This window comes from Paenibacillus radicis (ex Gao et al. 2016) (genome assembly GCF_014641555.1).
Classification (GTDB): domain Bacteria; phylum Bacillota; class Bacilli; order Paenibacillales; family Paenibacillaceae; genus Pristimantibacillus; species Pristimantibacillus radicis.
The window spans coordinates 67009-89442 of sequence record NZ_BMHY01000008.1 but is presented as its reverse complement, the minus strand read 5'-3'; the positions used below and the strand labels follow the sequence as shown (position 1 = coordinate 89442).

Annotated in this window: 18 protein-coding genes and 1 riboswitch; of the genes, 3 read left to right on the top strand and 15 right to left on the bottom strand. The window is 51.0% G+C overall.

The features are described 5' to 3' along the window. Window positions 1–22: 22 nt before the first annotated feature. Window positions 23–123: riboswitch (purine riboswitch) on the bottom strand. Between the two features lie 90 nt (window positions 124–213). The 8 genes from IEX98_RS19485 to IEX98_RS19450 all read right to left on the bottom strand — a co-directional run bounded on the left by IEX98_RS19485 (window position 214) and on the right by IEX98_RS19450 (window position 8959). Continuing rightward, window positions 214–1035 carry a PIG-L deacetylase family protein gene (locus IEX98_RS19485; RefSeq protein WP_188890871.1) on the bottom strand — a complete coding sequence of 274 codons (822 nt, stop codon included), beginning with the start codon at window positions 1033–1035 and terminating at the stop codon, window positions 214–216. A gap of 65 nt (window positions 1036–1100) precedes the next feature. Further along, entirely contained in the window at window positions 1101–1946 is an 846-nt protein-coding gene (locus tag IEX98_RS19480; protein WP_188890870.1) for a carbohydrate ABC transporter permease, read from the bottom strand. Between the two features lie 24 nt (window positions 1947–1970). After that, on the bottom strand, window positions 1971–2837 hold the full coding sequence (locus IEX98_RS19475) for a carbohydrate ABC transporter permease (protein ID WP_229692273.1): 867 nt from the start codon (window positions 2835–2837) through the stop codon (window positions 1971–1973). An 81-nt stretch (window positions 2838–2918) separates the two neighbouring features. Further along, window positions 2919–4202 carry an ABC transporter substrate-binding protein gene (locus tag IEX98_RS19470; RefSeq protein WP_188890869.1) on the bottom strand — a complete coding sequence of 428 codons (1284 nt, stop codon included), beginning with the start codon at window positions 4200–4202 and terminating at the stop codon, window positions 2919–2921. A gap of 138 nt (window positions 4203–4340) precedes the next feature. Beyond that, window positions 4341–5540, bottom strand: coding sequence for an ROK family transcriptional regulator (locus IEX98_RS19465; protein ID WP_188890868.1), 1200 nt, complete (start codon window positions 5538–5540; stop codon window positions 4341–4343). A gap of 163 nt (window positions 5541–5703) precedes the next feature. Next, the gene (locus IEX98_RS19460) at window positions 5704–7014 is read right to left on the bottom strand and encodes a 6-phospho-beta-glucosidase (RefSeq protein WP_188890867.1); all 1311 of its coding nucleotides are present in this window, start codon (window positions 7012–7014) and stop codon (window positions 5704–5706) included. A 22-nt stretch (window positions 7015–7036) separates the two neighbouring features. Then, the gene (locus tag IEX98_RS19455; RefSeq protein ID WP_229692272.1) at window positions 7037–8008 is read right to left on the bottom strand and encodes an N-acetylglucosamine kinase; all 972 of its coding nucleotides are present in this window, start codon (window positions 8006–8008) and stop codon (window positions 7037–7039) included. Between the two features lie 90 nt (window positions 8009–8098). Beyond that, window positions 8099–8959: a helix-turn-helix domain-containing protein gene (locus IEX98_RS19450; RefSeq protein WP_188890866.1), complete on the bottom strand. Its 861-nt coding sequence runs from the start codon at window positions 8957–8959 to the stop codon at window positions 8099–8101. Between the two features lie 210 nt (window positions 8960–9169). On the opposite strand from IEX98_RS19450, the gene IEX98_RS19445 reads away from it, so the two are divergent. After that, complete coding sequence (locus IEX98_RS19445; RefSeq protein ID WP_229692271.1) at window positions 9170–10042, top strand: type II CAAX endopeptidase family protein; 873 nt, start codon at window positions 9170–9172, stop codon at window positions 10040–10042. Between the two features lie 57 nt (window positions 10043–10099). Here IEX98_RS19445 and IEX98_RS19440 read toward each other — a convergent pair whose 3' ends face one another. The 4 genes from IEX98_RS19440 to guaA form a co-directional block, all read right to left on the bottom strand. Further along, entirely contained in the window at window positions 10100–10585 is a 486-nt protein-coding gene (locus IEX98_RS19440; RefSeq protein WP_188890864.1) for a DUF4362 domain-containing protein, read from the bottom strand. After that, window positions 10585–11364, bottom strand: coding sequence for a DUF4279 domain-containing protein (locus IEX98_RS29250; RefSeq protein WP_229692270.1), 780 nt, complete (start codon window positions 11362–11364; stop codon window positions 10585–10587). The genes IEX98_RS19440 and IEX98_RS29250 overlap by 1 nt, the downstream gene beginning before the upstream one ends. Before the next feature lie 226 nt (window positions 11365–11590). Then, a complete protein-coding gene (locus IEX98_RS19430) occupies window positions 11591–12595 on the bottom strand; it encodes an AI-2E family transporter (RefSeq protein ID WP_188890863.1) in 1005 nt (334 codons plus the stop codon). Between the two features lie 277 nt (window positions 12596–12872). Further along, window positions 12873–14411 (bottom strand): glutamine-hydrolyzing GMP synthase, encoded by a 1539-nt coding sequence (gene guaA / locus IEX98_RS19425; RefSeq protein ID WP_188890862.1) that lies wholly within the window; start codon window positions 14409–14411, stop codon window positions 12873–12875. 247 nt (window positions 14412–14658) lie between these two features. Here guaA and IEX98_RS19420 point away from each other — a divergent pair, with 247 nt between their 5' ends. Beyond that, window positions 14659–15861 (top strand): DUF418 domain-containing protein, encoded by a 1203-nt coding sequence (locus tag IEX98_RS19420; RefSeq protein ID WP_188890861.1) that lies wholly within the window; start codon window positions 14659–14661, stop codon window positions 15859–15861. A 70-nt stretch (window positions 15862–15931) separates the two neighbouring features. Beyond that, the gene (locus tag IEX98_RS19415; protein ID WP_188890860.1) at window positions 15932–16456 is read left to right on the top strand and encodes a GNAT family N-acetyltransferase; all 525 of its coding nucleotides are present in this window, start codon (window positions 15932–15934) and stop codon (window positions 16454–16456) included. Window positions 16457–16517: 61 nt separating this feature from the next. Here IEX98_RS19415 and IEX98_RS19410 read toward each other — a convergent pair whose 3' ends face one another. From IEX98_RS19410 to IEX98_RS19400, 3 genes are read right to left on the bottom strand one after another with little or no spacing between them, the layout of a single operon-like run. After that, window positions 16518–19259, bottom strand: coding sequence for a transglutaminase domain-containing protein (locus IEX98_RS19410; RefSeq protein WP_188890859.1), 2742 nt, complete (start codon window positions 19257–19259; stop codon window positions 16518–16520). Next, entirely contained in the window at window positions 19249–20814 is a 1566-nt protein-coding gene (locus IEX98_RS19405; protein WP_188890858.1) for a DUF58 domain-containing protein, read from the bottom strand. Before IEX98_RS19405 ends, IEX98_RS19410 begins: the two co-directional genes overlap by 11 nt. Continuing rightward, window positions 20807–21865: an AAA family ATPase gene (locus IEX98_RS19400; RefSeq protein WP_229692269.1), complete on the bottom strand. Its 1059-nt coding sequence runs from the start codon at window positions 21863–21865 to the stop codon at window positions 20807–20809. Before IEX98_RS19400 ends, IEX98_RS19405 begins: the two co-directional genes overlap by 8 nt. Window positions 21866–22434 lie beyond the last annotated feature (569 nt).

The following is a 22434-nucleotide window of genomic DNA, read 5'->3' as shown; positions in this document are numbered from 1 at the left end:
GAAAAGTATTCCGTGGACCGACGGACTTTCCCTCGCCTTTCGTAGCCTGATCATTTACGGTGATCGAGTAGAGACTCTCAAGCCAATTCTTGAGATTATACGAAAAGAGTTATAAAGTTATATGTTTGCCGTCTCTTATTCTAAAGATCAACGATTCCTTTTGTCAATAGATTTCACGAACGTTACCATCATAACTTACTGTATTATTCGGTTTTAACCAAGCATTGGCAATAAGGCACGAAGTTCATCATGATCGGGGCGTCTGCCATAATCCGCGATTTCGAACGGTTCGGCATATCGGACCTTTGCGGCATGCGCGCCGTATTCTCGGTCTAAAGTCGCAGTCATCTCCGGCGACACGTCCAAGAAGCTGCTCCAATGCTCCAGAATATATTCCCGTTTTGCCTCCCAGCCTTGCGGAACCTGATCCAGCAAGCCCCGCTGCCAAGGCGCGAACTCATAGAACTGGGAAGCATGGGCATCGCAGCTTAGCAGCTTTTTCTCCAGTACGGGGCCAATGTCTACGACGATATCCGCGGTGTAAGAGGCGCGTTTGCCATAGTCCGGCATTAACAGGAACAACGGCGAGCTTTCCAGCGGCGGTGTATCCGGCACCGTATTTGGAACCTTCGCTATGAAATCCGCGGCATCACGTACAAGTCTTCCTGCATTCCGATTGTCCACATGTCCGGTACCCTCGGGATGGAAGGTAATGACGATATCTGCTTGCCAATCGCGAATTTGCCGGATGACCTCCTCCCGCACCTCAAATCCGGTCGTCAGCCTGCCGTCGGAGATCGGCAATATGCTGTAGGCCAGCACTCCGAGCCGTTTCGCCGCCTCCACAGCCTCCGCCGCTCTACGCTCCACCAGCTCTTGTCCGCTGATCGCATAATGGCCGCAATCGCCATTCGTCAGCGAGACGAACTTCACCCGGTGTCCAAGCTCTGCGAACAGTGCCGATGTCCCTCCTGCATAAATCTCCGCTTCGTCTGGATGAGCCGCGATAATAATTACGTTAATTGGTGTTGTCATTGTCCGTGTCTCCTCATTGTGCTTCGTTTGTAATAATGGGTGCATTCGATTCTCTCAGCCTTCTCTTAACCTTTCACTGCGCCAGCCGTTAACCCTTTAATAACCGTTTCCTGGGAAAAAATATAAAGCACGAGCAGCGGCAAAATGGATATCGCGATTGCCGCCATCATCGCCCCGTAATCGGTGCCGTAAGCATTCGATACGAGCGATAGCAATACCGAGATCGGCTGCATATCGCGAATCGGCAAGTAGACGAGCGGCAGCAGCAGCTCGTTGTACGACCACAGAAAGACCATGATCGATACTGTAGCGAAGATCGGCAGCGACAACGGCAGCGTGATGCGGTAGAAAATTTTCCAAATCGCCGCTCCATCCATTACCGCCGCCTCCTCCAGCTCGCCCGGCAAGGAAGCCATAAAGCCCGTCATCATCATAATTGCGAAGCTCAAATTGCCTGCGATTTGGGGCAAGATGACGGATAAATACGTTCCGTTCAAGCCAAGCCTCTCGATAATGACGAAGTTGGGTATAATGACGGCAAATTGCGGCAGCAGCATGCAAACGACAAATACATAATTGAAATACGGTTTAAGTCCAAACTTGAATCTCGCTAATATGAAAGCGGCCAATCCGCCGAACAGCGATACGCCCAGTACGACAGATCCCGATATGATCAAACTGTTGACGAAGCCTTTGACGATATTGATATTGCCATACTCGTTCAGCTTCAAATAGTTCGTAAAACTAAAGTGTTGCGGCAGTGCAAAGGACTGCATTAAGATTTCATCCGACGTTTTAAAGCTGTTCAGCAGTACCCATAACAGCGGCAAGATCGTCGTGCACGCCCACAGGACGAGCAGCGCATAGACCGCAAGCTTTGCTCCGCTTGGCCGAAGCCCCATATTCACCATATCCGTATCCCCTTCTTAAGCAGGCTAGCCGACGGCATCTTTTTTGACGAGCCGATTGAGCGCTACTGTAATCACAATGCCCAGTACCATCATGGCAATGACGATCGTACTCGCATAACCGGCGTTTTGGCCGTTGAATGCTTTCGTATACATATAGGTGCTGAGCAGCTCGCTCGAATTAAGCGGCCCGCCCTTCGTCACGATATAGACAACGTCGAACACCTTCAGCGCCCCAGCGGTTGCGAGCGTCAAGCAAGAAGCGATGACATCCCGTAAAAGCGGAATCGTAATGTAGATCGAACGGCGATAGCCGGTAATGCCATCGAGCGTAGCAGATTCATAGATTTCCTCTGGGATTTTGGACATCCCCGTCAGGAAAATAACGAAATAAAAGCCGACATATTGCCATAAAATCGGAATCAATACGAGGTAGATCGCGCTCTTTTCCGTCAGCCATACCTGCTCTCCCCAGCCAAAGACCCGCATAACCGCGTTCAGCAAGCCATAATCGTAGTTATAAATTAAGGAGAACATCAAACCGATGGCTGTACCGGAAATGACGATCGGGAAAAAGAATACCGTACGGAAAAACTTAAAGCCGCGCTTGATGCTGTCGGTCAGCAGCGCTAGCACCAGACCGCCCCCCGCTTGAAGCAGAACTGCACCAATAACGAGGATAAATGTGTTTTTGAACGCAATACCGACAACCGGGTCCGCAATCAATTGCCGATAGTTGGCCAAACCGTTGAAATGCTTCGTATTCGAGAAATTGTACCAGTCTGTGAAGCTGTAATAGACGGACTGCCCCAGCGGGTACAGCAAAAATATAGCCAGCAGCAGCATCGTTGGCGCCAGAAACAGTACGATATATCGTTTATCTTGGAAAATCACGGCTGAACGCCTCCCTTTCTATCATTCCTCGTGCCGTCCGGGAACGCGACGACGTTCCCGGAGCGGAACTCGGAGCGCAGCCTATTTGGTCGCTTTATCGTTCAACTTCTTCGCTTCGGCCAGCACTTCCTCGGCTGTCTTCTTGCCGCCGGAGAGGTAGGCCAATCCTTTGGTGAATTCCGTATACGATTCGCGCGTCACGTAAGAGTCAATCGGCATTACGAAATCCTTCGCCGCAGCGACCATCGCATTACCGTCGGTCAACAACTTAGCCGTTTCATTCGTTGCGGTCGCCTGAACCGCATAGGTGCCGCCGATTTCAGCGAATTTACCCGCAACCTCCGGGGACGTAATGAACTTAATGAATTCAAGCGCCATCGCGTATTTGTCTTGATCCTTGTTGTTTTTCATATACCAGCCCGAGCCGAAGCCCGACACGATCATATTCTCGCCTTTGCCGCCCGGTACGAGCGGGAACGGCAAGATTTCAATCCCTTCAATCTTGCTGTTGCCAGCAGCCGTCCACGAGCCGTTGAACATCATCGCCGCCTTGCCGCCGGAGAATAAAGCCTGCGCTTTCTCGTCATCCAGCGTCAGCGCATCTTTCGGGAACGCTTTTTTCTCGCTAAGCTCGCGGAAGATGTTCAATGCTGGCGCCCACGAAGCATCGTAAGCCTTTTGCTGGCCTTCAGGTCCCACTTGAGAGAGCACGAGGGCTTCCTGCAAATACGGGGTCGTCAGCGACGTCGCGAAAGGAATAATGTCATTGGCCGCAAACGTATCTACCGCTTTCATAAATGCATCGTAGGTTGCAGGAGCTTCCAGCTGATACTTGTCGAACAAGGTTTTGTTCCAGAACAGCCCTTCGTAAAAACCGATGTAAGGAAGCGCATACAATTTGCCGTTGTATTTGACTTTATCCATAATGCCGCTATTGAATTGCTTCGCCCATTCCGGGTCTTTCGCCAGCTCATCTTCCCACGATACGATTTCGCCAGACTCGGTCAAAATCGCCGTCTCGCTGCCGTTGAAGTAGAACATTACGTCCGCCAGATTGCCCGTCGCGGCATCAGCCTTTACCTTCGTCCGGAGCGCTTCGTTGTTGACCGGAGTCGACTCGTCGACGATTTTCACATTGGGATGTTTGTCTTTGAACTGCTGAAGTGCATTCGTCCACGCCGGCACCCAAGGGTCGGAGCCCGCAAAGCTTGTCGCTACGCGGAGTGTAATCTCTTTACCTTTGCTCTTGTTTTCTCCCTTGTTATTCCCTCCGGTACCGTTGCTGCCCCCGCACCCCGCCATGAATACCATAACCGCGACTAATACCAATAAGACCGTTGTTGCCTTGCTCCCCGTTTTCTTCATCGCTCAACTCTCCCTTTTCGTTCATTCATCTATTGAAACCCGTAGAGTATCCAATGAGGCGATACTCTTGCCGGGAACCAACCATAATCTATAATTAATTAACTTTATTAATTAATTAAACAAAATCTAATGAGCAAGTCAATTAGATTCCGCTTCCTCCAGAAGCTCGTTGAAAATCATCTCCAAACCGATCGCCACGCCGCCAATCAAAACCGCTTTTGTTTTCAAAGCTGTGTGCACGATTGCTGCCTTCGAGAAAGGCATGAGCGCCTTTACTTCCTCCCTGAGCGTGTCGGTGTATGCGGGCCCCAATGATACGAACCCGCCCCCTAGAACGATTGTATCGAGGTCGAGCAGTTGAAGCAGGTTCACGACAACTGCTGCCAGCATTTGCGCACGTTTCTTCACCTGCCGGACTGCCAGATCGTCACCGGCGAATACAGCCGCCATAATGTCGTTGAAGCCAACCGGCTTGCTCGCAGAAATCTGATGTAAGCTGCTGGCCGCGCCAGCTGCCAGTTCAGCCCGAACGTCGCGTACCAGCGCGCCGATCGATACCTGATCCTGCAGGCGAACCGGAGCAGCATCGCTCGTTCTGATCAGATAACCGGCAATTTCACCCGATGCATGAAAGCTGCCGGGATAAAGCCTGCCATCCAGCACAATGCCGAGTCCAAGACCAACATCTGCGCTTAGAAATACAGCGTTGCTGCAGCCTTGAGCGGAACCGAAGCTCATCTCGCCAATAATGGCGGCATTAATATCTTTTTGCAGGAGCACCTTCGTCAGAAAACGATCGGACAACGGTTCTCTGAAGTTGACCGTTCCTAGCGATTCCAGGTAGGAACCGCATTTCACCAGCCCGCTCTCGCCATCTACCTGTCCAGGTACCGAGATCGAGATCATCAACAGCTGCTCACGGCTAACGCCTGCATGGGTCAGCAGTTCTTCGATTTTGCCTGTCAGCAGCTCCATCAGTTGCCCTAACTCGTATTGCTCGATATCAAATTTCAATTCCTGCACAATTTCGGGCTTCAAGTTCGCAATCGCTACAGTCACACACGGATTGCTCAGATCGACCGCAATAATATAACCGAACTGATCATTCAACCGCAATCGGCTCGCCTTTCGGCCAACCCCTGATGATGCGTCCTCCGTTTCCCGGACAATGCCAAGCTCCACAAGCTGATCTACGTTGGTGCATACGCTTGGTACACTCAGATTCAGCAGCTTCGACAGCTCGCTTCGTGTCGCGCTCTCCCGCTGCCGGATCGTATCTATAATTAAATTTTGGTTCGTAATGCGTACAAATTGCTGCTTTGCCGATTTCTTTGCCAAAAGGAAACCCCATTTCATTCAACCCGTTCATTAATTAGGAAACTTAATTAAACAATAGGCTGGAAAGAAGATGTTGTCAAGCTTTAAAAATAATTGAAGTCGTCTGTGCAACCTGGGATTTCTTGTACTCCCCGGCTGCACTGGCCGTCTTCAATCGTTCTGCTTATTTCCCGTCAAAAAAACGGGGCAGATAGCTGCGGTTCGCTTCCAGCATTTCTTCCAGCATCGGCTTCGCTACGGCAACGTCCGGAACGAGCGGATGGTGAACCATCGCTTGCAGCGCTATGCCTTTATCGCCGCTTATAGCCGCTTCAATCGTCAGCGACTCATAGGTTTTCACCGCATGGATCAGCCCTTTGATGCCTTCTGGAACGCGTTGCGGCGGGATTGGGATTGGACCCTGTCCCGTAACGACACAGTTCACCTCAATGCTGGCGTCATCCGGCAAGAAGTCCAGAATGCCGTTATTGCGGACGTTCAGCGTCTGGATGTCTTTTTTATCCGTATACAGCGAGTGCATCAGGTTGACAGCTGCTTCGGAATAGTAAGCTCCGCCGCGCTGCTCCAGCTGCTTCGGCTTCTCCGACAAATTCACGTCTTTGTACAGCTCGAACAGCTCCGTCTCCACGCGGCTGACAACGTCTGCGCGTGTACCGTTTTTCTCCAGTGAGGTTTTCATTTCGTTAAACATCGTATTCGTCATATAGAAGTAACGAAGGTAGTAGGTCGGAATTGCATTAAGCGAGGTGAGGAAATCCGCGTCCCAGTCAAATGCTGTAACGTTGGTCGCCGAATAATCCTTACCGCCGTTGATCATTTCCTCCAGCTTGTCTTCACCGTGTACATAAGCTGCCGTTACCCAGTGCAAGTGGTTGATGCCGACGAATTCAGGCAATACCTCGCCCTCTGTCACGCCGTATTGCTTCGCCAGAAACTTCTGGAAGTTGATCGGCGAGTTACACAGGCCAACGGTTTTTACTTTGCTGTACTTTTGTACCGCTTCGGTTACGATGCCGGCAGGATTTGTGAAGTTGAGCATCCAAGCATTCGGAGCTAGCTCTTCGATATCTTTGCAAATGTCCAAAATAACCGGAACGGTGCGAAGTGCCTTCAGCATGCCCCCAGGTCCCGTCGTTTCTTGGCCGATAACTCCGTAAGAGATCGGGATATGCTCATCGCGGCGTCTCGCCTCAAGCAAACCGACGCGCATTTGCGTCGTGACGAAATCAGCGCCCGCAATCGCTTCGCGGCGATCGAGCGTCAGGTGCACCTCGATTGGCAAGCCCGCTTTTTCCACCATACGCTTTGCCAACTCGCCTACGATTTCAAGCTTATGACGTCCTTGCTCGATATCAACGAGCCACAGCTCGCGAATCGGCATTTCCGGATATTTTTTAATAAAGCCTTCCACGATCTCAGGTGTATAGGAGGAGCCGCCTCCGATTACTGCTATTTTCAATGCTTTCTTTTCCATGTCGAAATGCCCTCCTTCGAATTTAAAGCGTAATGCTGCGCAGCGCTGCATCTGTGCGCTCATCAATTTCAATGCCGCTATTGTCCATTGCACTCATTAACGCGCCGATAACCGGATCTACGGTCAGCTTTACGACCGATGCGTTTGGCGCTGCTGCTTTAATGCCAACCTTGATCGAATCAACTAGATGCGGGGAACTGCCTTTCGACATCACGCTGCCAGCGAGCACAACATCAAAGGTCTGCTCTTCCATGCCAAGACGCTTGATCAGCGCATTAGCCGCATTCGCATGCTCCAAGCCAACTTCCTCCAAAATGCGGATCGCCACGGCGTCGCCTTGGGATGCCGCTTCGAACATCGTTTTGGCAAGCTCATAGGATGGACGTTTGCCGTTGTCCAGCGCATCGTCATACATTTCCTGAACCGATTGATAGCCAAGCTGATGCGGCACAAGCTCGGTCAGAATCGTCGGCTGCTCTCGTCTTTCCCAGCTGCGGATCGCCGTGCGGAAAGCATGAACTGCCAAATCGCTCCCCGACCCGTGTCCGTCTCCGAACAAATAGCCGAAGCCGCCGTATTGCAGCTCTTCGCCTTTGGCGTTGCGAGCCGCTGCGTTTAAGCCTGTACCGCTAATAATAACTGCGCCATAAGAACGTTTCGTTCCCGCGCGCATGCCGATCATCGTATCGCAAGCAATCGCATGACGCTCATAGCCAAGCGAAGCGATCATGGGACGCAAAATAACATAATCCGGTTCGCGGTCTGCTCCGGCAAGACCGAAGTAAGCGAACGTAATATCTTCCTTGGTTGCATTAGCCGCTTGCAGCGCTTCTGCGCAAGCTCTCTCGATGCTATTTTTCGCTTCGGCATAAGCCGTCTGGTGATTCCCGTTTCCGCCGTAACCGCGGCCAAGCACGCGCCCTGTTTCATCTGTCAACAAAGCATGCGTCTTGCTTCCGCCGGCGTCTATTCCTAGAAAAAGGATAAAGCCCACGCTCCCTTCGTGTTTTCTATACCTTTATTCTAAAACAAAAAAACACCGTTCTCTAATGATAAAGAACGATGTTCTAATACTATCTTACTGTTAATTGAGGGTAAGCCGGAGCTCCGAAGGCAATTTCCCGATATGCTGCTTGAACAGCCTGTTGAAATTGGATAAATTACGGAAGCCGCATTCCGCCGCGATTTCGATAATTTTCGCATCCGTCGTCTCCAGCAGTGTAACCGCATGAGAGAGCCGCAGCTGGATCAAATAGTCCATCGGTGAAGTACCTACCGTCTGTACGAATAAAGCGCTAAATCTAGAGGGGCTGAGATGGGCCGTCTCTGCCAGCTCCTTAAGCGTCCAGGGATGACCGATATAATCCTCGACTCGGCGCAGCGTCTGGCGGATAATCTCCATCCCCCTCGACTGGCTCGCTCCCATGCCGTCCGCCTTTGCAAAGTAGCGATTAACGAACGCGAGAAACCGAAGCATTTGCGCACGAACGACCACTTCGTAATGCGGCTCTTTCGCCTTGTATTCGCCTTCCATCTCCAATAGAACGGAGCCGATGCGCCCCAGCATCGGATGGCTTCTATCAAGAACATTCTCAAAGCGGCTGCCCATCTCGCGGAACGGTGTCAGCAGCTCCGTATCATACCGCTGTTCCAACGCTAAATAGGCAGGATCGAACATGACGATCAGCATGACAAGCCCTTCATTTTCAAAGCCACGATGCAAGTCATTAGAATTAATCAGTACGATATCGCCCTGCTGGAAGTCGCAGCGGTTGCCGTTGATTAAGTAGTGGCCGCTGCCTTTTACAATATAGTTGATTTCAAGAGCCGTATGCCAATGCAGCCGTTGAAAGGGCGGGCTCACCCCTTCGGTCTGCGATATAAGTATCGGAAAAGAGGACGGAAGCTTAATATGATCCCGTATAACGGTTGGATGTCCTTTCATTCCGGTCCCTCCCTTTGCCGCTGATCTGCCTTGCCACTGATATGGTCTAATTATAGCAAAGCGACCCGTCCGGAAGGAAGAGCCTCGACTCGAATCGCACGGAGGACTGGGCTTTGGGCGGGGCAAAAGACTGGTCTCCAGTTGTTCAAATCTCGGGCTGGCGATTGATATACTACTCCTTGGAAATACATACTCGAAAAAAGGAGCACAATGATGAACACAACGACTGGCAGCTTCACCCCCATACCACGGGAGGGAAACGATGAACAAATCCGTAGAGCCCGGAAGGGACTACTTTACTTTTTTGCAATGCTCATCCCGCTCTCCATTCTTAGTTATATGCTAGTATCGAAGCAAACCCCAATGTCGGTACTGCTGCTCATGTGGTCACCGGCCTTGGCTTCAATCTTCGCCCGCATAATAATGCGCGAAGGCTCAGCCGATATTTCCTTGCGGTTCGGAGGGCGCCGTTTCTTTAAGAGTCTTCCGTTCATTCTGTTATTCCCGGTTATGATTGGACTGGTCGCCTATGGAACCGCCTGGGCAACGGGACTCGTCGAATTTGTCGCGCCGGACACTTTTATTAAAGCATCGCCTGTCGTAAAATTCATTGGCCTTCTAGTCGCGCAAATGGCCGTTGGTACCGTTATTGGAATCCTCACTAGTTTCGGCGAGGAGCTTGGCTGGAGAGGTTATATGCTGACCCGACTGTTCCAAGCCCGCATTCCTTCCCCTATGCTGACTAGCGGTATTATCTGGGGGCTCTGGCATCTTCCTGTAATGTTTATGGGACTGTACTATTCCGGTCCTAACCTGGCGTTATCGGCACTATTGTTTATGATCAGCTGCACCTCGATGAGCTACGTGATCGGACGTGTACGCATGACGACCGGCAGCTTGTGGCCTGCCGTACTTCTGCACGCATGCTGGAACGCCGTCATCCAAGACGTTTTCGACGCCTTCTCCCAAGGGAAGAACGCGCTATTATGGACAGGCGAGTCTGGCGTATTTGTTGCCTTGGCCCTGCTTGTTGCAGCTGTGTTGCTGTCGTTTAAGAAGATGCATGTGCGACAGCTTTACTAGGTTGAAGAAACGCCCGCTATTTGCTGAATCTCATGCAAATAGCGGGCGTTTTTATGTTTATTTATGTTCAATATCCTTTAATACACTGAGAGCATAAACCGCTTCTTCACCCATGCCCTCACATTGGTTAAGTACATAATCATAGGTATATTCCGACTCTTGTTTGCTGACAGTGCCGCAACGAAATTCCTGTTTTCCCCGTTCGCCGCTCATTCCGTCCCTTGTGTTATCGATCGTCCAAGTCACACGGGTTCCATTCGAGTGTATATCGTGAATCCAATACCCTCCGTCCACAATCGGCGGTATGACAAGGAGAAAATCCCCTTTTCCCTCTTGATGCCGCAGCACCATTTCGTCCAAGCGTTTCACATCTGCCTGATCCATCCGGTGCAGGACGAACTCATCCTTTTGATTACGTTGATCTCGTGACGTTATGAACTGGAAGACCAGCGCGGTTATAAGCAATACGATAATGACTACGAGTATAGAGATTGTCAGCTTTGTATTGTTCAGAGTCTCACCCCATTTTTTTAGAATAAGCACTAATTGGAAACATATAGGTCAAAATGGATTTCAGCGCCAATAGCAGTTGCAAAGTTTAAGAAGCGACTTTTCAAATAGGTGGCAGGTGTTTCTTCATTTCTCACTTGAATGACTATCATAAACATAAAACTTGTACTCTTATTCCGCTTGATTTCAAGTAGAGCATTCTGCTTACTTTCAAGGCTATCCAGCAGTTCATTTATCTGGTCATTTATATCATAAGAATTCTGATAGCCTGTGCTTAATTCCCAAACGGTTTCATTCCTGTACATTGTTCTCGAATTTCTCAGTTGTGGATGCGGCGATATGATATCCCCTTTGAGATGTTGTTTGGTTGGTGTAATGCCTAGCTTTGAAGATATATTATCCGGCAAGAACTTATCTCCATAAATCATAAAGTACGCCATTACTTTTGTCTGATCTGTATTAGGTTCGACATCATTACTCATTAAATAATCAATGTCGTCACACTCGCTAAATTTATGATCAAACTGACCTTCTTGAATAAAATAAGCAATTAATTCTTCAATACGTTTGCGAGAGCATTCATCTACAAATATCATATTGCTTGAATCAAAATACTTCCCGCCCAAATACTCGCCAGTCCCTTTATATTTTTCAACCAAAGTATACATATTTTTATATGTAATAAAGGATGCGATCCATTTTGATTCATCCTCAAAAGTAACAGTCACATCTGTGTTCATATCATCGATATCACTTATAGTTCCAGACCATTCCTCAGCTTCTATCCATACGATATAGTCCATATTCTTCATTCTATGATCCTCCATCTGTTATCTGGTCGTGAATCAACTGTACCATAGATTGGAATTTTTTGTGATTTTACATTTCGCTTCATTAAGTGACATTGAACATAAAAAACTCTCTCCTATTTGTTAATATACGAATAGAAGAGAGTTTTTTTATGTTAGTTAAGTTTATTCCCACTCAATCGACATAGACCGATTGTCGCCCATGCACATCAAACATTTACAGGGGATTTTACTCACTAGATTGATCAACATTAAGTACATCAAGTAAAAACATGAAAATCGGAATACCGATAATCAATCCCCATATTCCCATGAAATGCTGTGCAAATATAAGGATAATGAACGTATAGAACATCGGTAATTTCGTTTTTTGAGCATATAGTCTTGGGTTTAAAACATAGGTTTCAATTCCATGAATGACGACAATCAAAACGATTGCCCAGATGACCAATGAAAGTCCGCCAATTTGGTATCCAATCATACCTATTGGAATGAAGGAAATGACAACACCTGCAACAGGAATAAGACTCAACAGGAACACCATAATGGTAAGTGCAAATAGATACGGAAAACCTAATATCCATAAACCAGCAATGGTCAAAACCGTATTAAACAAAGCAATCATAAGCTGGACTTCAATCACTTTACCAAAAGAGGATGTGAATTTTTTACCGAAATAATTAAATTCCTTATACAACCATCCTATTTTACTGCTGCCGAATTTCTCTGTGAATTTAACCACTTTATTTTTTTGCATAAGATAGAAGAAACTCAACACAATGACGAAAAGAATCATTTCTACCGATTTACCAAGCTTTAAAATATAGTTGACTGTATTGCCCCAATAACTTTGGAAATCCAATTTTTCAAGCATATCTACAATCAGTTGGGCTGTCTCATTTTGTGGAGGTGAATTCAGGAAATTTATACTGTAATTATACACTCCTGCAACTTGAACCACGAGCTTAGGCACATAATTCAGGAAGCCAATTACGACTCCGGAAATAAGGAGCACATAGATTACGATATTTACGACTATCGGAGATATAGGAATAAACCGGGAAAGTTGCTTCGTAATAAATCCCTCTAAACGCCCTAATACAAAAGTAACCAGGAACAATAGAAGCAATAAATTTATCATATGCCTAAGTATGTACAGCAGAAGCGCGACTATTGCTAAAAACATTATCCTTTTCACGATGTGATTTGAAAAAAACTCTCTTAAAAATACCATTGGCCTTCCTCACTTCTCCCATCCATTATTCATCAAGTCATTAGACTAATTATACTTCTTACGTACCCAATAAAACTACGTTTCTAGTTTATTTAGCGGTAAAGGAATTTTATATACCGATTGGACACTTAAGACGACCTGATACAATGAATTATCCCCACATTCAACGCAAAAAACTCTCTTTTATCTGGTTATAAAACACAAATAAAAGAGAGTCATTTTTAAATACCAGCAGTTGCAGGTAAATGAGAAATCATTTTCAATTTACGTCTGCAGCCTATTCCCACTCAATCGTAGCAGGCGGTTTCGAAGTTACGTCATACACGATACGGTTGACGTTCTCAACTTCGTTAACGATACGGACGGAGATTTTCTCCAGCACGTCCCAAGGGATACGCGCCCAGTCCGCTGTCATACCGTCAATCGAAGTTACGGCGCGAATGCCGACTGTGTACGAATACGTACGTGCGTCACCCATAACGCCAACGCTCTTCATGTTCGGAAGGGCGGTGAAATACTGCCAAATTTCTCTTTTCAGACCGGCTTTGGCAATCTCGTCGTGAAGGATTGCATCGGATTCGCGAACGATCTTCAGCTTGTCCTCCGTTACTTCGCCAAGTACACGGATCGCAAGGCCCGGACCTGGGAACGGTTGACGCCATACGATTTCTTCCGGCAAGCCGCACTCTTCGCCGACTTTACGAACCTCGTCCTTAAACAGCGCTTTAAGCGGCTCAACGAGCTTGAACTTAATATCTTCAGGCAAACCGCCAACGTTATGATGCGATTTGATCGTTTGTGCTGTTGCTGTTCCGCTTTCCACAATATCCGTGTACAGCGTGCCTTGAGCCAAGAATTCAAAGTCATCGAATTTAGCCGACTCTTCTTGGAAAACGTAAATGAATTCGTTGCCGATAATTTTACGTTTTTGCTCCGGATCGTCTACGCCTTTCAGCTTGCTCATAAAGCGCTCGCGAGCGTCGATTTTGACAACCTTCATATCGAACTTGCCGACAAAGGTTTCCATAACGCCATCCGCTTCGCCTTTGCGCAGCAAGTTATGGTCGATAAACATACAAGTCAATTGATCGCCAATCGCTTTGTGCAGCAAAATTGCCACTACAGAGGAGTCAACGCCACCGGACAGCGCGCAAAGTACTTTTTTATCGCCAACTTGTGCACGGATATCGCGGATCGTGTCCTCGATAAACGATTCCATCGTCCAGTTGCCGTCGCAACCGCAAACGTTGTACAGGAAGTTGTGAATCATTTCGTTGCCGTGTTCCGAGTGGCGAACCTCCGGATGGAATTGCACCGCAAAGAACTTGCGATCCGCATTGCTCATTGCAGCGATTGGAGCATGGTCTGTGCTTGCATCCACTTTGAAGCCTTCAGGAAGCTCTACAACGTGGTCGCCGTGGCTCATCCATACCGTTTGACGCTGCTCCAGACCTTGAATCAGATGGCTGTCAGCCGTGAAGTCAACCTCTGCCTTGCCGTACTCACGCTTGCCTGCGCGTTCTACTTTACCGTTCAGTTGATGCGCCATCAGCTGCATGCCGTAGCAAATGCCAAAGATAGGAACGCCGATATCGTAAATGGCCGGATCGACCAGCGGCGATTTTTCCTCATATACGCTAGCCGGTCCTCCCGAGAACACGATGCCTTTCGGCTGCAGTTCGCGGATCCGCTCCACCGGTGTGTTGAATGGCAGCAACTCGCTGTATACGCCCAAATCACGAATGCGGCGTGCGATTAGCTGATTGTATTGTCCTCCAAAGTCGAGAACAACGATGATTTCATTTGGCTTGTTCATTACCGAGCCTCCCTCAATTAATGTAGTAATTATATCTATACCGCTCAAACCGAGTCAAGGTGAAGAGACAGGTTCCGACAATATTTGCGAACTCTAATTTCACGGTTCTGCCATCCTCCGGCTGTAAACCCGCTTTTAACGCCTAAAAAGATGCAATCCGCTCAAGGATATCCAATATTTTGCTCGAATTTGGGAAAATGAAACAATTCGGATAAACGTGCGTAAACATTATCCGAGGTGATTTGAGATGAGCAATCCGTCTCCCAGATTAAGGAATATAGACGGCATTAGAGGTTTTAGTTTGCTGGGCATTTTGCTCGCCAATATGTTTTGTTTTCAGTATGGGATGTGGGGCATGCAGGAGATGAGCTTCTTCTCGCTGTCAGCCGCCGATTCGGCAGCCCATACAATCGTGAAGATCGTTGTGGAGACGAGCTTTATGCCGATTTTCGCATTTTTGTTCGGATTTGGCATGGTTAAAATAAAGGAAAATGTAGAACGCCGCCACGGCTTGGCCGGGCAACCGATCGCTCATTTGGCAAGACGGTTTACGTTTCTGATCGTTATCGGTCTTGTCCATTATATTTTTCTGTGGGAAGGCGATGTCCTCATTAGTTACGGCTTGACGGGCTTTGGCATGCTGCTGTTCCTTCGGGCGAAGCCGCGCACACTATTCATTTGGGGTTTGGTGTTCGCCGTACTCGCCGCTCTATTGAGCTATGGGGCACACAACGATGCTGTTCTCCCGCTGTCCGCTTTGGAAAAGTTTAATGAGAAAACAATAGCCATTTACGGGAGCGGCTCTTTTGCCGAAATTATTCAGCATCGAACGCTGGCGGACCCGCTTGGTATGTATGGCTTTTATCAGGTTTTGAACCTGTTTATCTCTCCAATTGTTGTCGCACCAATGTTTCTTTTCGGCATGTCCGCTGCCAAACTGCAGCTGTTTCACCGGCCCGAGCAAGAGAAAAAGCACTATATCATGCTTGCTGCAGTTTTGATTCCTGCAGGGCTGCTGCTTAAATCAGCAAAGTATTTGCTCCCCGATTTGGGCTGGGCCGGTTCGATCGCCGCTTTGGGCGGTACGATTCTGGCACTTGGCTACCTGTCAGGATTGGCCTTGCTATTCAGCGCAAGACCGGGTTGGCTGTCGGGATGGATGAATCGGTTCGAGAGCGTCGGGCGGCTGTCGATGTCGAATTATTTGCTGCAAACGATCGTTTGCGTATTTGTTTTTTACGGCTTTGGACTTGGGCTGTTTACGAAAATCGGCATTCTCGGCGGTATCGCGCTCGCGTTTGCTATTTTCATCGTCCAATGCTTTGCCAGCCAGCTCTACCTTCGCTATTTCAAGATCGGCCCGATTGAACGCGTGCTGCGCGCTTGGACCGCCTTACGCTGGAAGAGGGTTGAGACGGAAATAGGAAAAGGGGCAAACACCGGACTGTAATCGCGGGCAGGGCCAACATGCATGCCATCCGCTGCAAAACAACAAAATTAGAGATTGGAGTGAACCAGAGATGACGGAAAAGCTGCTTTTAGTAAAACCAACAGTCGATCTGCAATTGCCTTATGTTGATTTTTATGAGGAATGGAAACAAAGCGGCGAGGATCTGGTCCCTTGGGTGATTGGCAAGGATCCTTCCGATTTCCGTTCAATGGTTCAATTTCTTCTCGATAATGAAAAAGAGGGGACGCGTCCCTACGACCAAGTCCCGGATTCGACGTTTTGGCTGCTGGGCGAAAACAGCGGAATTCTCGGCGCGGTGAACATCCGGCACCGTCTGACAGATAAACTGCTTCAGCTGGGCGGTCATATCGGTTACGGCATCCGTCCTACGCAAAGGCGGAAGGGATATGCAACGGCTCTTCTGGCGCTCGCATTGATCGAGGCAAAGAAGCTTGGCATCAGCAAGGCGCTTGTCGTCTGTGATGCCGACAACATCGGTTCCGAGCGCACGATCCTGAGCAACGGAGGTATTCCGGACGTAAGCTTTACGGATTCGGATGGCAGTGTAGTCAAGCGGTTTTGGATTGAGACTTAAGCTGTGAAAATAAAGAAGGGCCAAGCAGTCCGGCTATACCGGCATTGCTTGGCCCTTCTCTTTATTTGCGGGCGCGGAGCGTGTGAATCGCCTCCGCGAGCTCCTCAGGCGGCGGAGCGGTCCAGCCGGCCCGCTTCCCGAATCTTGCTTCATCGTCCCAGGCGATGAAGCGTTCAAGCGCTGCGGCGCGTGCGGAAGGCAGCGAAGCCGTTACCGCCGCCGCGTATTCACGCGCGGTCTGCTGCGACGTCCGCTCGCTCATACGGCTCTGGAGCAGCTTCCACGTCGCGGCTGACACCGCTGTGAATCGCTTCTGCGTCTGCTCAAGCGCAGCTTGGGACGCAGATGACGCGGTTGTTCGAGCAGGCATGCCTGACTCGGTGAAGGCTGCTGAAGCCGGTGGCACTGGCTCTGTTGGAACAAGCACAGCTGGTGCAGCAGATGCCTGTGCCTCAGACGTTGTTTTCGCAGCAGACGCTGCTAACGCTGTTTGCCCAGGCGGCGCTGGCGCAGGGAAAGTTGTCCGCAGCTGCTCTACGGTCGTACCTCCCCCTATTAAAGAGCGGACTCGTCCATACTCCGCTGCAACCGCACCTATCGCTTCCGACGCAGCGGCGCCTAATCCAGGCTTGACGCTGTTCATTCTGGCATACGCCGTATTGTATCGCCGCATAGCCAGTGCCAACTGCAGCCTATGCCGCTGAAACACGGCGATTACTGAACAGACAAGAGCTAACGTCATCGTTGCGACCGCTGCCTGCGCCGCAGGTGCTGCCTCGGCGATTGCTTGCGCTGCATTTCTTGCCGAAGCCGCGACGGCTGCTCCACCCTGTCTGGCCGCAGCCAGTAAACTGTCAGCTCTAGCGGCTATGTTTGCGGCTGTCGCCTTACCAGACATAGACATGCTGCCGCCTCCTGCGATACTGCTCGAAGCGCTGCCTGTCGTTGTAACCAATGCACCGCCTCCATCAGCACCTAATGCCCCAACAGAAACCGATGCGACAACTGGTCCGCTTTCCGTGCCGCTAAATCCCGGTGTCGGATCAAACGGTACCCAGCCCGCACCGGGAAAATATACTTCAACCCACGCATGTGCATTTTTCCCTCGCACCTCATATGTTGTTATTCCCTTGTCATCCTCGTACACGGGATTTCCAGACGTAAAGCCCTTCACCCACCGAGCCGGAATCCCCTGCGTTCTCAGCAGGATGACCATAGAAGAAGAAAAATGGACGCAATAGCCGCTTTGCTGCTCGAACAGAAAATGATCGACCAGATCCGCTCCGGCAGGAGGAGCCTTAGTGTCCAGCGAGTACGTGTAGTTATTTTCCAAGTAAGTTTCAATCGCTTTAACCTGATCCAACCGGCTCGTCACGCCTCCGCCCGCAATTTCTGCTGCTAGAGCAGATACACGGCTCGGCAATGAATCGGGCAATTGGAGATAGATGTCCAATTCGCTATCATCGACAGAAGCCTCCGAGCCAAAGGCGTATTTGCCTGTCTTCGACAGTATCGCCTCATCGGTTACCGGCAGCTTGCTTTGCACCGTATACTTCTCCACCTTGGCCGTATCTGAAGGAGCGAACAAAGCGCCAGTCGCTTCGTTGCGCACGTAAGTATTGAGCTTGCGGCGCGGGTCAGACGCCTCCAGGTTTTGCACATGGCCGGAAGCTCCAGCTGCAAATAAAGGCAAGCCTTGACCAGGTGAAGCAAGTATTACGGTTTGCGCGACGCTTTCACCCTGTTCGGCCTCCTCGGAAGCTCCTGCAGAAGCCTCTGAAGCATCACCTGCCCCCGCCTCGTCAACCGGAAGCAGCGTCTTGCGGCTCCACGCATCGCTCCAGCCCCTCCCGTCATAGCTGCTCTTGGCTTCGCCCCGCCAGTTAGCGCGGACGGGTGACAAACCGGTAAAAATAACCTTGTCGTCTTGCACAAGCGGGCCTCCCAGCTCCCGATCATCGAATCCATAGCCGGTCATTCCCGCATTTGCCGTACTCGCCTGCAATACGGCAGAGCTTCCGCCGCTGCCCAGCGAAATGATCGTCTGTTCCAGACGGCTTGCCAAAGATGACGTCCATGCGGCCGGTTCTTGGAAAGCCGGTTTGCCGCCCGATAGCAGCAATCCCGCACCAACGCATATCGCTACCACGAATACAGAAGCCGCCAGCCAGCCTGTACCGCTTCGCAAGCCCCTCTCCCGGACACCGCCATGAATACGCTGTGCTCTGCTCGTCGCGACAAGCGCGCCAAGCAGCAGCCCTTCTGCTGTCGTCCTCAGTAAGCCCGGAGTTACATCCATACCAAGCCAGACATGCAGCGTCAGCAAATAAAGCGCCGTTGCCGCCGCGAAGCCTAGCGAGAGCTGACGGAGCCACATTAGCGCCTGAAGCGCCGGCGCAAGCAGCGCCCAGCCGACGAACAGGAGCAGCGTACGCAGCTCCCCAGACATCGTCCACAGGCCGTACTCCATCATCAAGCGAATATCTTCCCACAGCATCCCTGGAAAATGAGACAGCCATTGCAGTGCAGTGTCATCGCCGCTTTTAAACAGCCACATCAAGCTCATCAAACAAAGCCCGCCATTAAACGCTAGCGACATATACCACGTTGGCCGGAACAACCCTGCCCCCAGCACGCAGCCGATAATAACAAGCAGCGGTCCCAGTTGGTAGATGGCTCCCCACTCGCTGTTGTCCACCCACGGGATCATCCACTCCGCCAGCAGGCCGAATAGAAGCACCGTCGTCAGCAGCCGATAGCGAAGCGAGTGCTCGGCTTGCCGATTGTCGTCATTAGCGCCCATTCGAGACCCCTCCCTCCGCCGTGTACGGCAGCTCCATCATCCGCTCGGGAAAAGGAAGCCAATGCATTTGAATGCCATAAGTCTCCAGCAGCCGCTGCTGTTCCCGCATCGCATACGTCAATACAGCTTGCTTCGTCACGATATGAAGCTCCAGCCGGCAGCCTTGATCGTTGGCCAATGCGGCAAGCTGTGTCCAGCCCTTGCCTTCTTTCCAATCCGCCGTGTACGCGTGCAGCTTTCCTCCTGGACGCAGTCCGCCAAGCTCCTGCCGATACAGGCCTCCATCCGGCTTGCTGTCGCCTCCAACAAGGCGCAGCCTCGCCAGGCGATCTTGCAGAGCCTCTGGCGAGCCCTGCAGCACCGCCACAGCGTCCACGCGGGCGCTTCGCTCACCCGCGTCTCCCGCTCCACTGCTGCCGCCTGCGTCCCCGGCGGCGGCGTCTTGCGCGGCAAGCAGCCGCACCGCTCCGCCGGCCGCTGCCGCGCGTTCAATAGCCTGCGCCGCCCACGCCGCGCAGGCGTCGAACAACCGACCGTCGCCGCCATATGCGGCGGCAGACGTGTCGACAATGACGGCAAGCTCGGCGGGCTGCTCCGCCGTATGCTGCTTCGTATAGAGGCCGCGCCCCTTCGCCGCGGCTCTCCAATCAATATGGCGCGGCGAATCGCCTTGCCGGTAGGGACGGCTTTCCGGACCTACGCCCGGCATCCGTTTCTTATGCCGCGACGCCGTCGTGCCCGGCACGCCTTCGATACCGGCGATACCCTCGCCGGCTCCGCGTTCAACAACAATGCCGCCTTCGGGATCGACGCGCATAGTGCCGGCCTCTGGCAAAGCTGGCAAGGCGAGCAGTTCGCCCGGGCAGCTTATTTGTCGGGTGATGGCTGTCATGCCAAGCCAATCCCCCGTCGTAACCGTCAGCTCGCGAAACACATGCTCGCCTCGCCTGACGTTATGCAGCGAATAGTCGATCGTCAGCTCCTTGCGAAAAAGAGGGGCTGCTATATAGCGAAATTCCATCCCCTTGTTTCCCGTTCGATTGACCAGATTCTCGCCAACCGCATACCACACCAAAGGAATGGGAAACGATCGTCTAATCGTCAGCCGAACCGTCGTCTCCCCGCCATCCCTAACCTTCCGCGCCATAATCTCGCGCCCGGCCTCTAGCCCGGCAGCTCCAAGCAGCGGGCCTCCCGCTCCAATGATCATAATGACGCTCAACACGGCGAGCATGAATGCTTCCAGCTCACCGCCGCGTAAAATAAGCGCGCTCAAGCTCCCTCCCCAAGACAGAAGCAATACCGACCACGCCACCCATCTTGTCCGGTAGGTGCGATGATGATGAGGAATGACGAACTCATCTGTGCCATCGTTTTTGCTTTTTTGCCCAGTCTCGCCGTTTTTAGAACTCGGAATTGCCAGGCTCCCCGCAAACATATCGGCCGAATCCGCCAGCTTGGCACCAGGTCCGGCGGCTGGTTCCATAGCTGCTGCCAAATAGTCCATTGCGGTTTTCGCACTTACGCCGCCGACCTCACCAACTCGTTTATTCATATCGGCCTCCAGCGCGATTGAGCCCCGATGCAGTCGACTTATTCATAAGGGGGATCGCTCGCATCAATTGCCGCAGCGTCTCAGCGGTTCCTCCGTTTGCTCCTGCGCTCATTCCATTCATGCCAGGATAAGCTTCCAGACGATGGATCAGCACCGCTTCACCGGTTGCCAGCAAATCATCGGGCAGCACGTAACTGCGTCCCTCGATATAAGCATAGGCTTGGGCGGCACGCAGCCAGTCGCGCCCGGCACGCGGGCTCAAGCCCGTAAGCAATTGCTGCGAGCGTCTCGATGCATTAGCGACTTTGACGATATACTCCAACAGCTCAGGATGCACATAAGCAAGCTGCGCTTCGTTCTGCATACGCAGCCACTCCTCCGGCATGACAGCCGGCCTTAGCTGCTGCGGCTCCTTGCGCTGACCGTCTGCATATTGGGCGAGCAGCCGCAGCTCGTCCTGCTGCTCAGGGTAGCCAATCGACAACCGCATCATAAAACGATCCATCTGCGCTTCAGGCAGCGGATTCGTACCTTCGTAATCCAGCGGATTTTGCGTGGCGATAAGCATGAATGGCTTCGGCAATGCCCGCGTCTCCCCCTCCACCGTCACATGACGCTCCTCCATCGCTTCCAGCAATGCGGACTGGGTGCGCGGCGATGTCCGGTTGATTTCATCTGCCAGAACAATATTGGCCATGATTGGTCCCGGGCGATAGATCAGCTCGCCGCTGCGGCTGTCCCATACCGCCCCTCCCACAACATCTGCGGGAAGCATATCCGAAGTAAATTGGATGCGCTTGAACTCACCGCCGAGCGCTCTTGCGCAAGCGTGTGCCAGCATTGTTTTACCAACGCCAGGCACATCCTCCAAGAGTACATGCCCGCCCGCCAGCATCGCAGTCAACGTCATCTTTATCGTCTCTCTCTTGCCTAGCAGTACACTCCCTACTCTATGAATGAAACGCTGCAGGAGCACCTGCGGCGACTCGGGCCAATGCTGCCGCTCTCCTCGAACCATATCGTTAAACTTAGGCGCTATCATCGTATTCATCTACCTCCCGAACGTATAAGATCTACTCTATCTCCAGTGTCGCCAGCTCTCGTTCGGTTTAGACCTGATAGAGTTACCCCGCATAAAAAAATGCCGCGCCCGGTTGTAGTCCGCATACGAGGATGTTAAATAACCCACTCTTCTCTACGTCTGCATACGAGCAAGTTACTTTACTGCACGCCTCTCTACGTCCGCATACGAACCAGCTACTTGCTATACACCTCATCTCGTCCGCATTCGAACCAGCTACTTGCTATACACCTCATCTCGCCCGCATTCGAACCAGCTACTTGCTATACACCTCTCCTCCTCCGCGTCAAAATGCAAATGTACATTTTGATCGCTTCATTTCGCTCGATATTCCCTCTCAAAATGCAAAAGTGCAGGTTGTTTGGCGAAAACAGCCCGATTTCGGCTCATTTTAGCCATTTCAAATGTACTTTTGCATTTTGAAGGCCATTTGGCGTCGAAAAAGTGAAATCAACATGCACTTTTACATTTTGTTTGAGTAACTAGCTATTTCATCGTCCAATGACACGTTGAGGAAGGCGAATAAGTTAGTCTAAGCG

Bases quoted from the DNA above. Each gene is read 5' to 3' on its own strand.
- IEX98_RS19400 (WP_229692269.1), bottom strand. From the start codon at position 21,865: ATGAATACGATGATAGCGCCTAAGTTTAACGATATGGTTCGAGGAGAG.
- IEX98_RS19450 (WP_188890866.1), bottom strand. From the start codon at position 8,959: ATGAAAGGACATCCAACCGTTATACGGGATCATATTAAGCTTCCGTCC.
- IEX98_RS19405 (WP_188890858.1), bottom strand. From the start codon at position 20,814: ATGAATAAACGAGTTGGTGAGGTCGGCGGCGTAAGTGCGAAAACCGCA.
- IEX98_RS19470 (WP_188890869.1), bottom strand. From the start codon at position 4,202: ATGAAGAAAACGGGGAGCAAGGCAACAACGGTCTTATTGGTATTAGTC.
- IEX98_RS19480 (WP_188890870.1), bottom strand. From the start codon at position 1,946: ATGGTGAATATGGGGCTTCGGCCAAGCGGAGCAAAGCTTGCGGTCTAT.
- guaA (WP_188890862.1), bottom strand. From the start codon at position 14,411: ATGAACAAGCCAAATGAAATCATCGTTGTTCTCGACTTTGGAGGACAA.
- IEX98_RS19445 (WP_229692271.1), top strand. From the start codon at position 9,170: ATGATGAACACAACGACTGGCAGCTTCACCCCCATACCACGGGAGGGA.
- IEX98_RS19410 (WP_188890859.1), bottom strand. From the start codon at position 19,259: ATGGGCGCTAATGACGACAATCGGCAAGCCGAGCACTCGCTTCGCTAT.
- IEX98_RS19460 (WP_188890867.1), bottom strand. From the start codon at position 7,014: ATGGAAAAGAAAGCATTGAAAATAGCAGTAATCGGAGGCGGCTCCTCC.
- IEX98_RS19420 (WP_188890861.1), top strand. From the start codon at position 14,659: ATGAGCAATCCGTCTCCCAGATTAAGGAATATAGACGGCATTAGAGGT.
- IEX98_RS19430 (WP_188890863.1), bottom strand. From the start codon at position 12,595: ATGGTATTTTTAAGAGAGTTTTTTTCAAATCACATCGTGAAAAGGATA.
- IEX98_RS19415 (WP_188890860.1), top strand. From the start codon at position 15,932: ATGACGGAAAAGCTGCTTTTAGTAAAACCAACAGTCGATCTGCAATTG.
- IEX98_RS19485 (WP_188890871.1), bottom strand. From the start codon at position 1,035: ATGACAACACCAATTAACGTAATTATTATCGCGGCTCATCCAGACGAA.
- IEX98_RS29250 (WP_229692270.1), bottom strand. From the start codon at position 11,364: ATGAAGAATATGGACTATATCGTATGGATAGAAGCTGAGGAATGGTCT.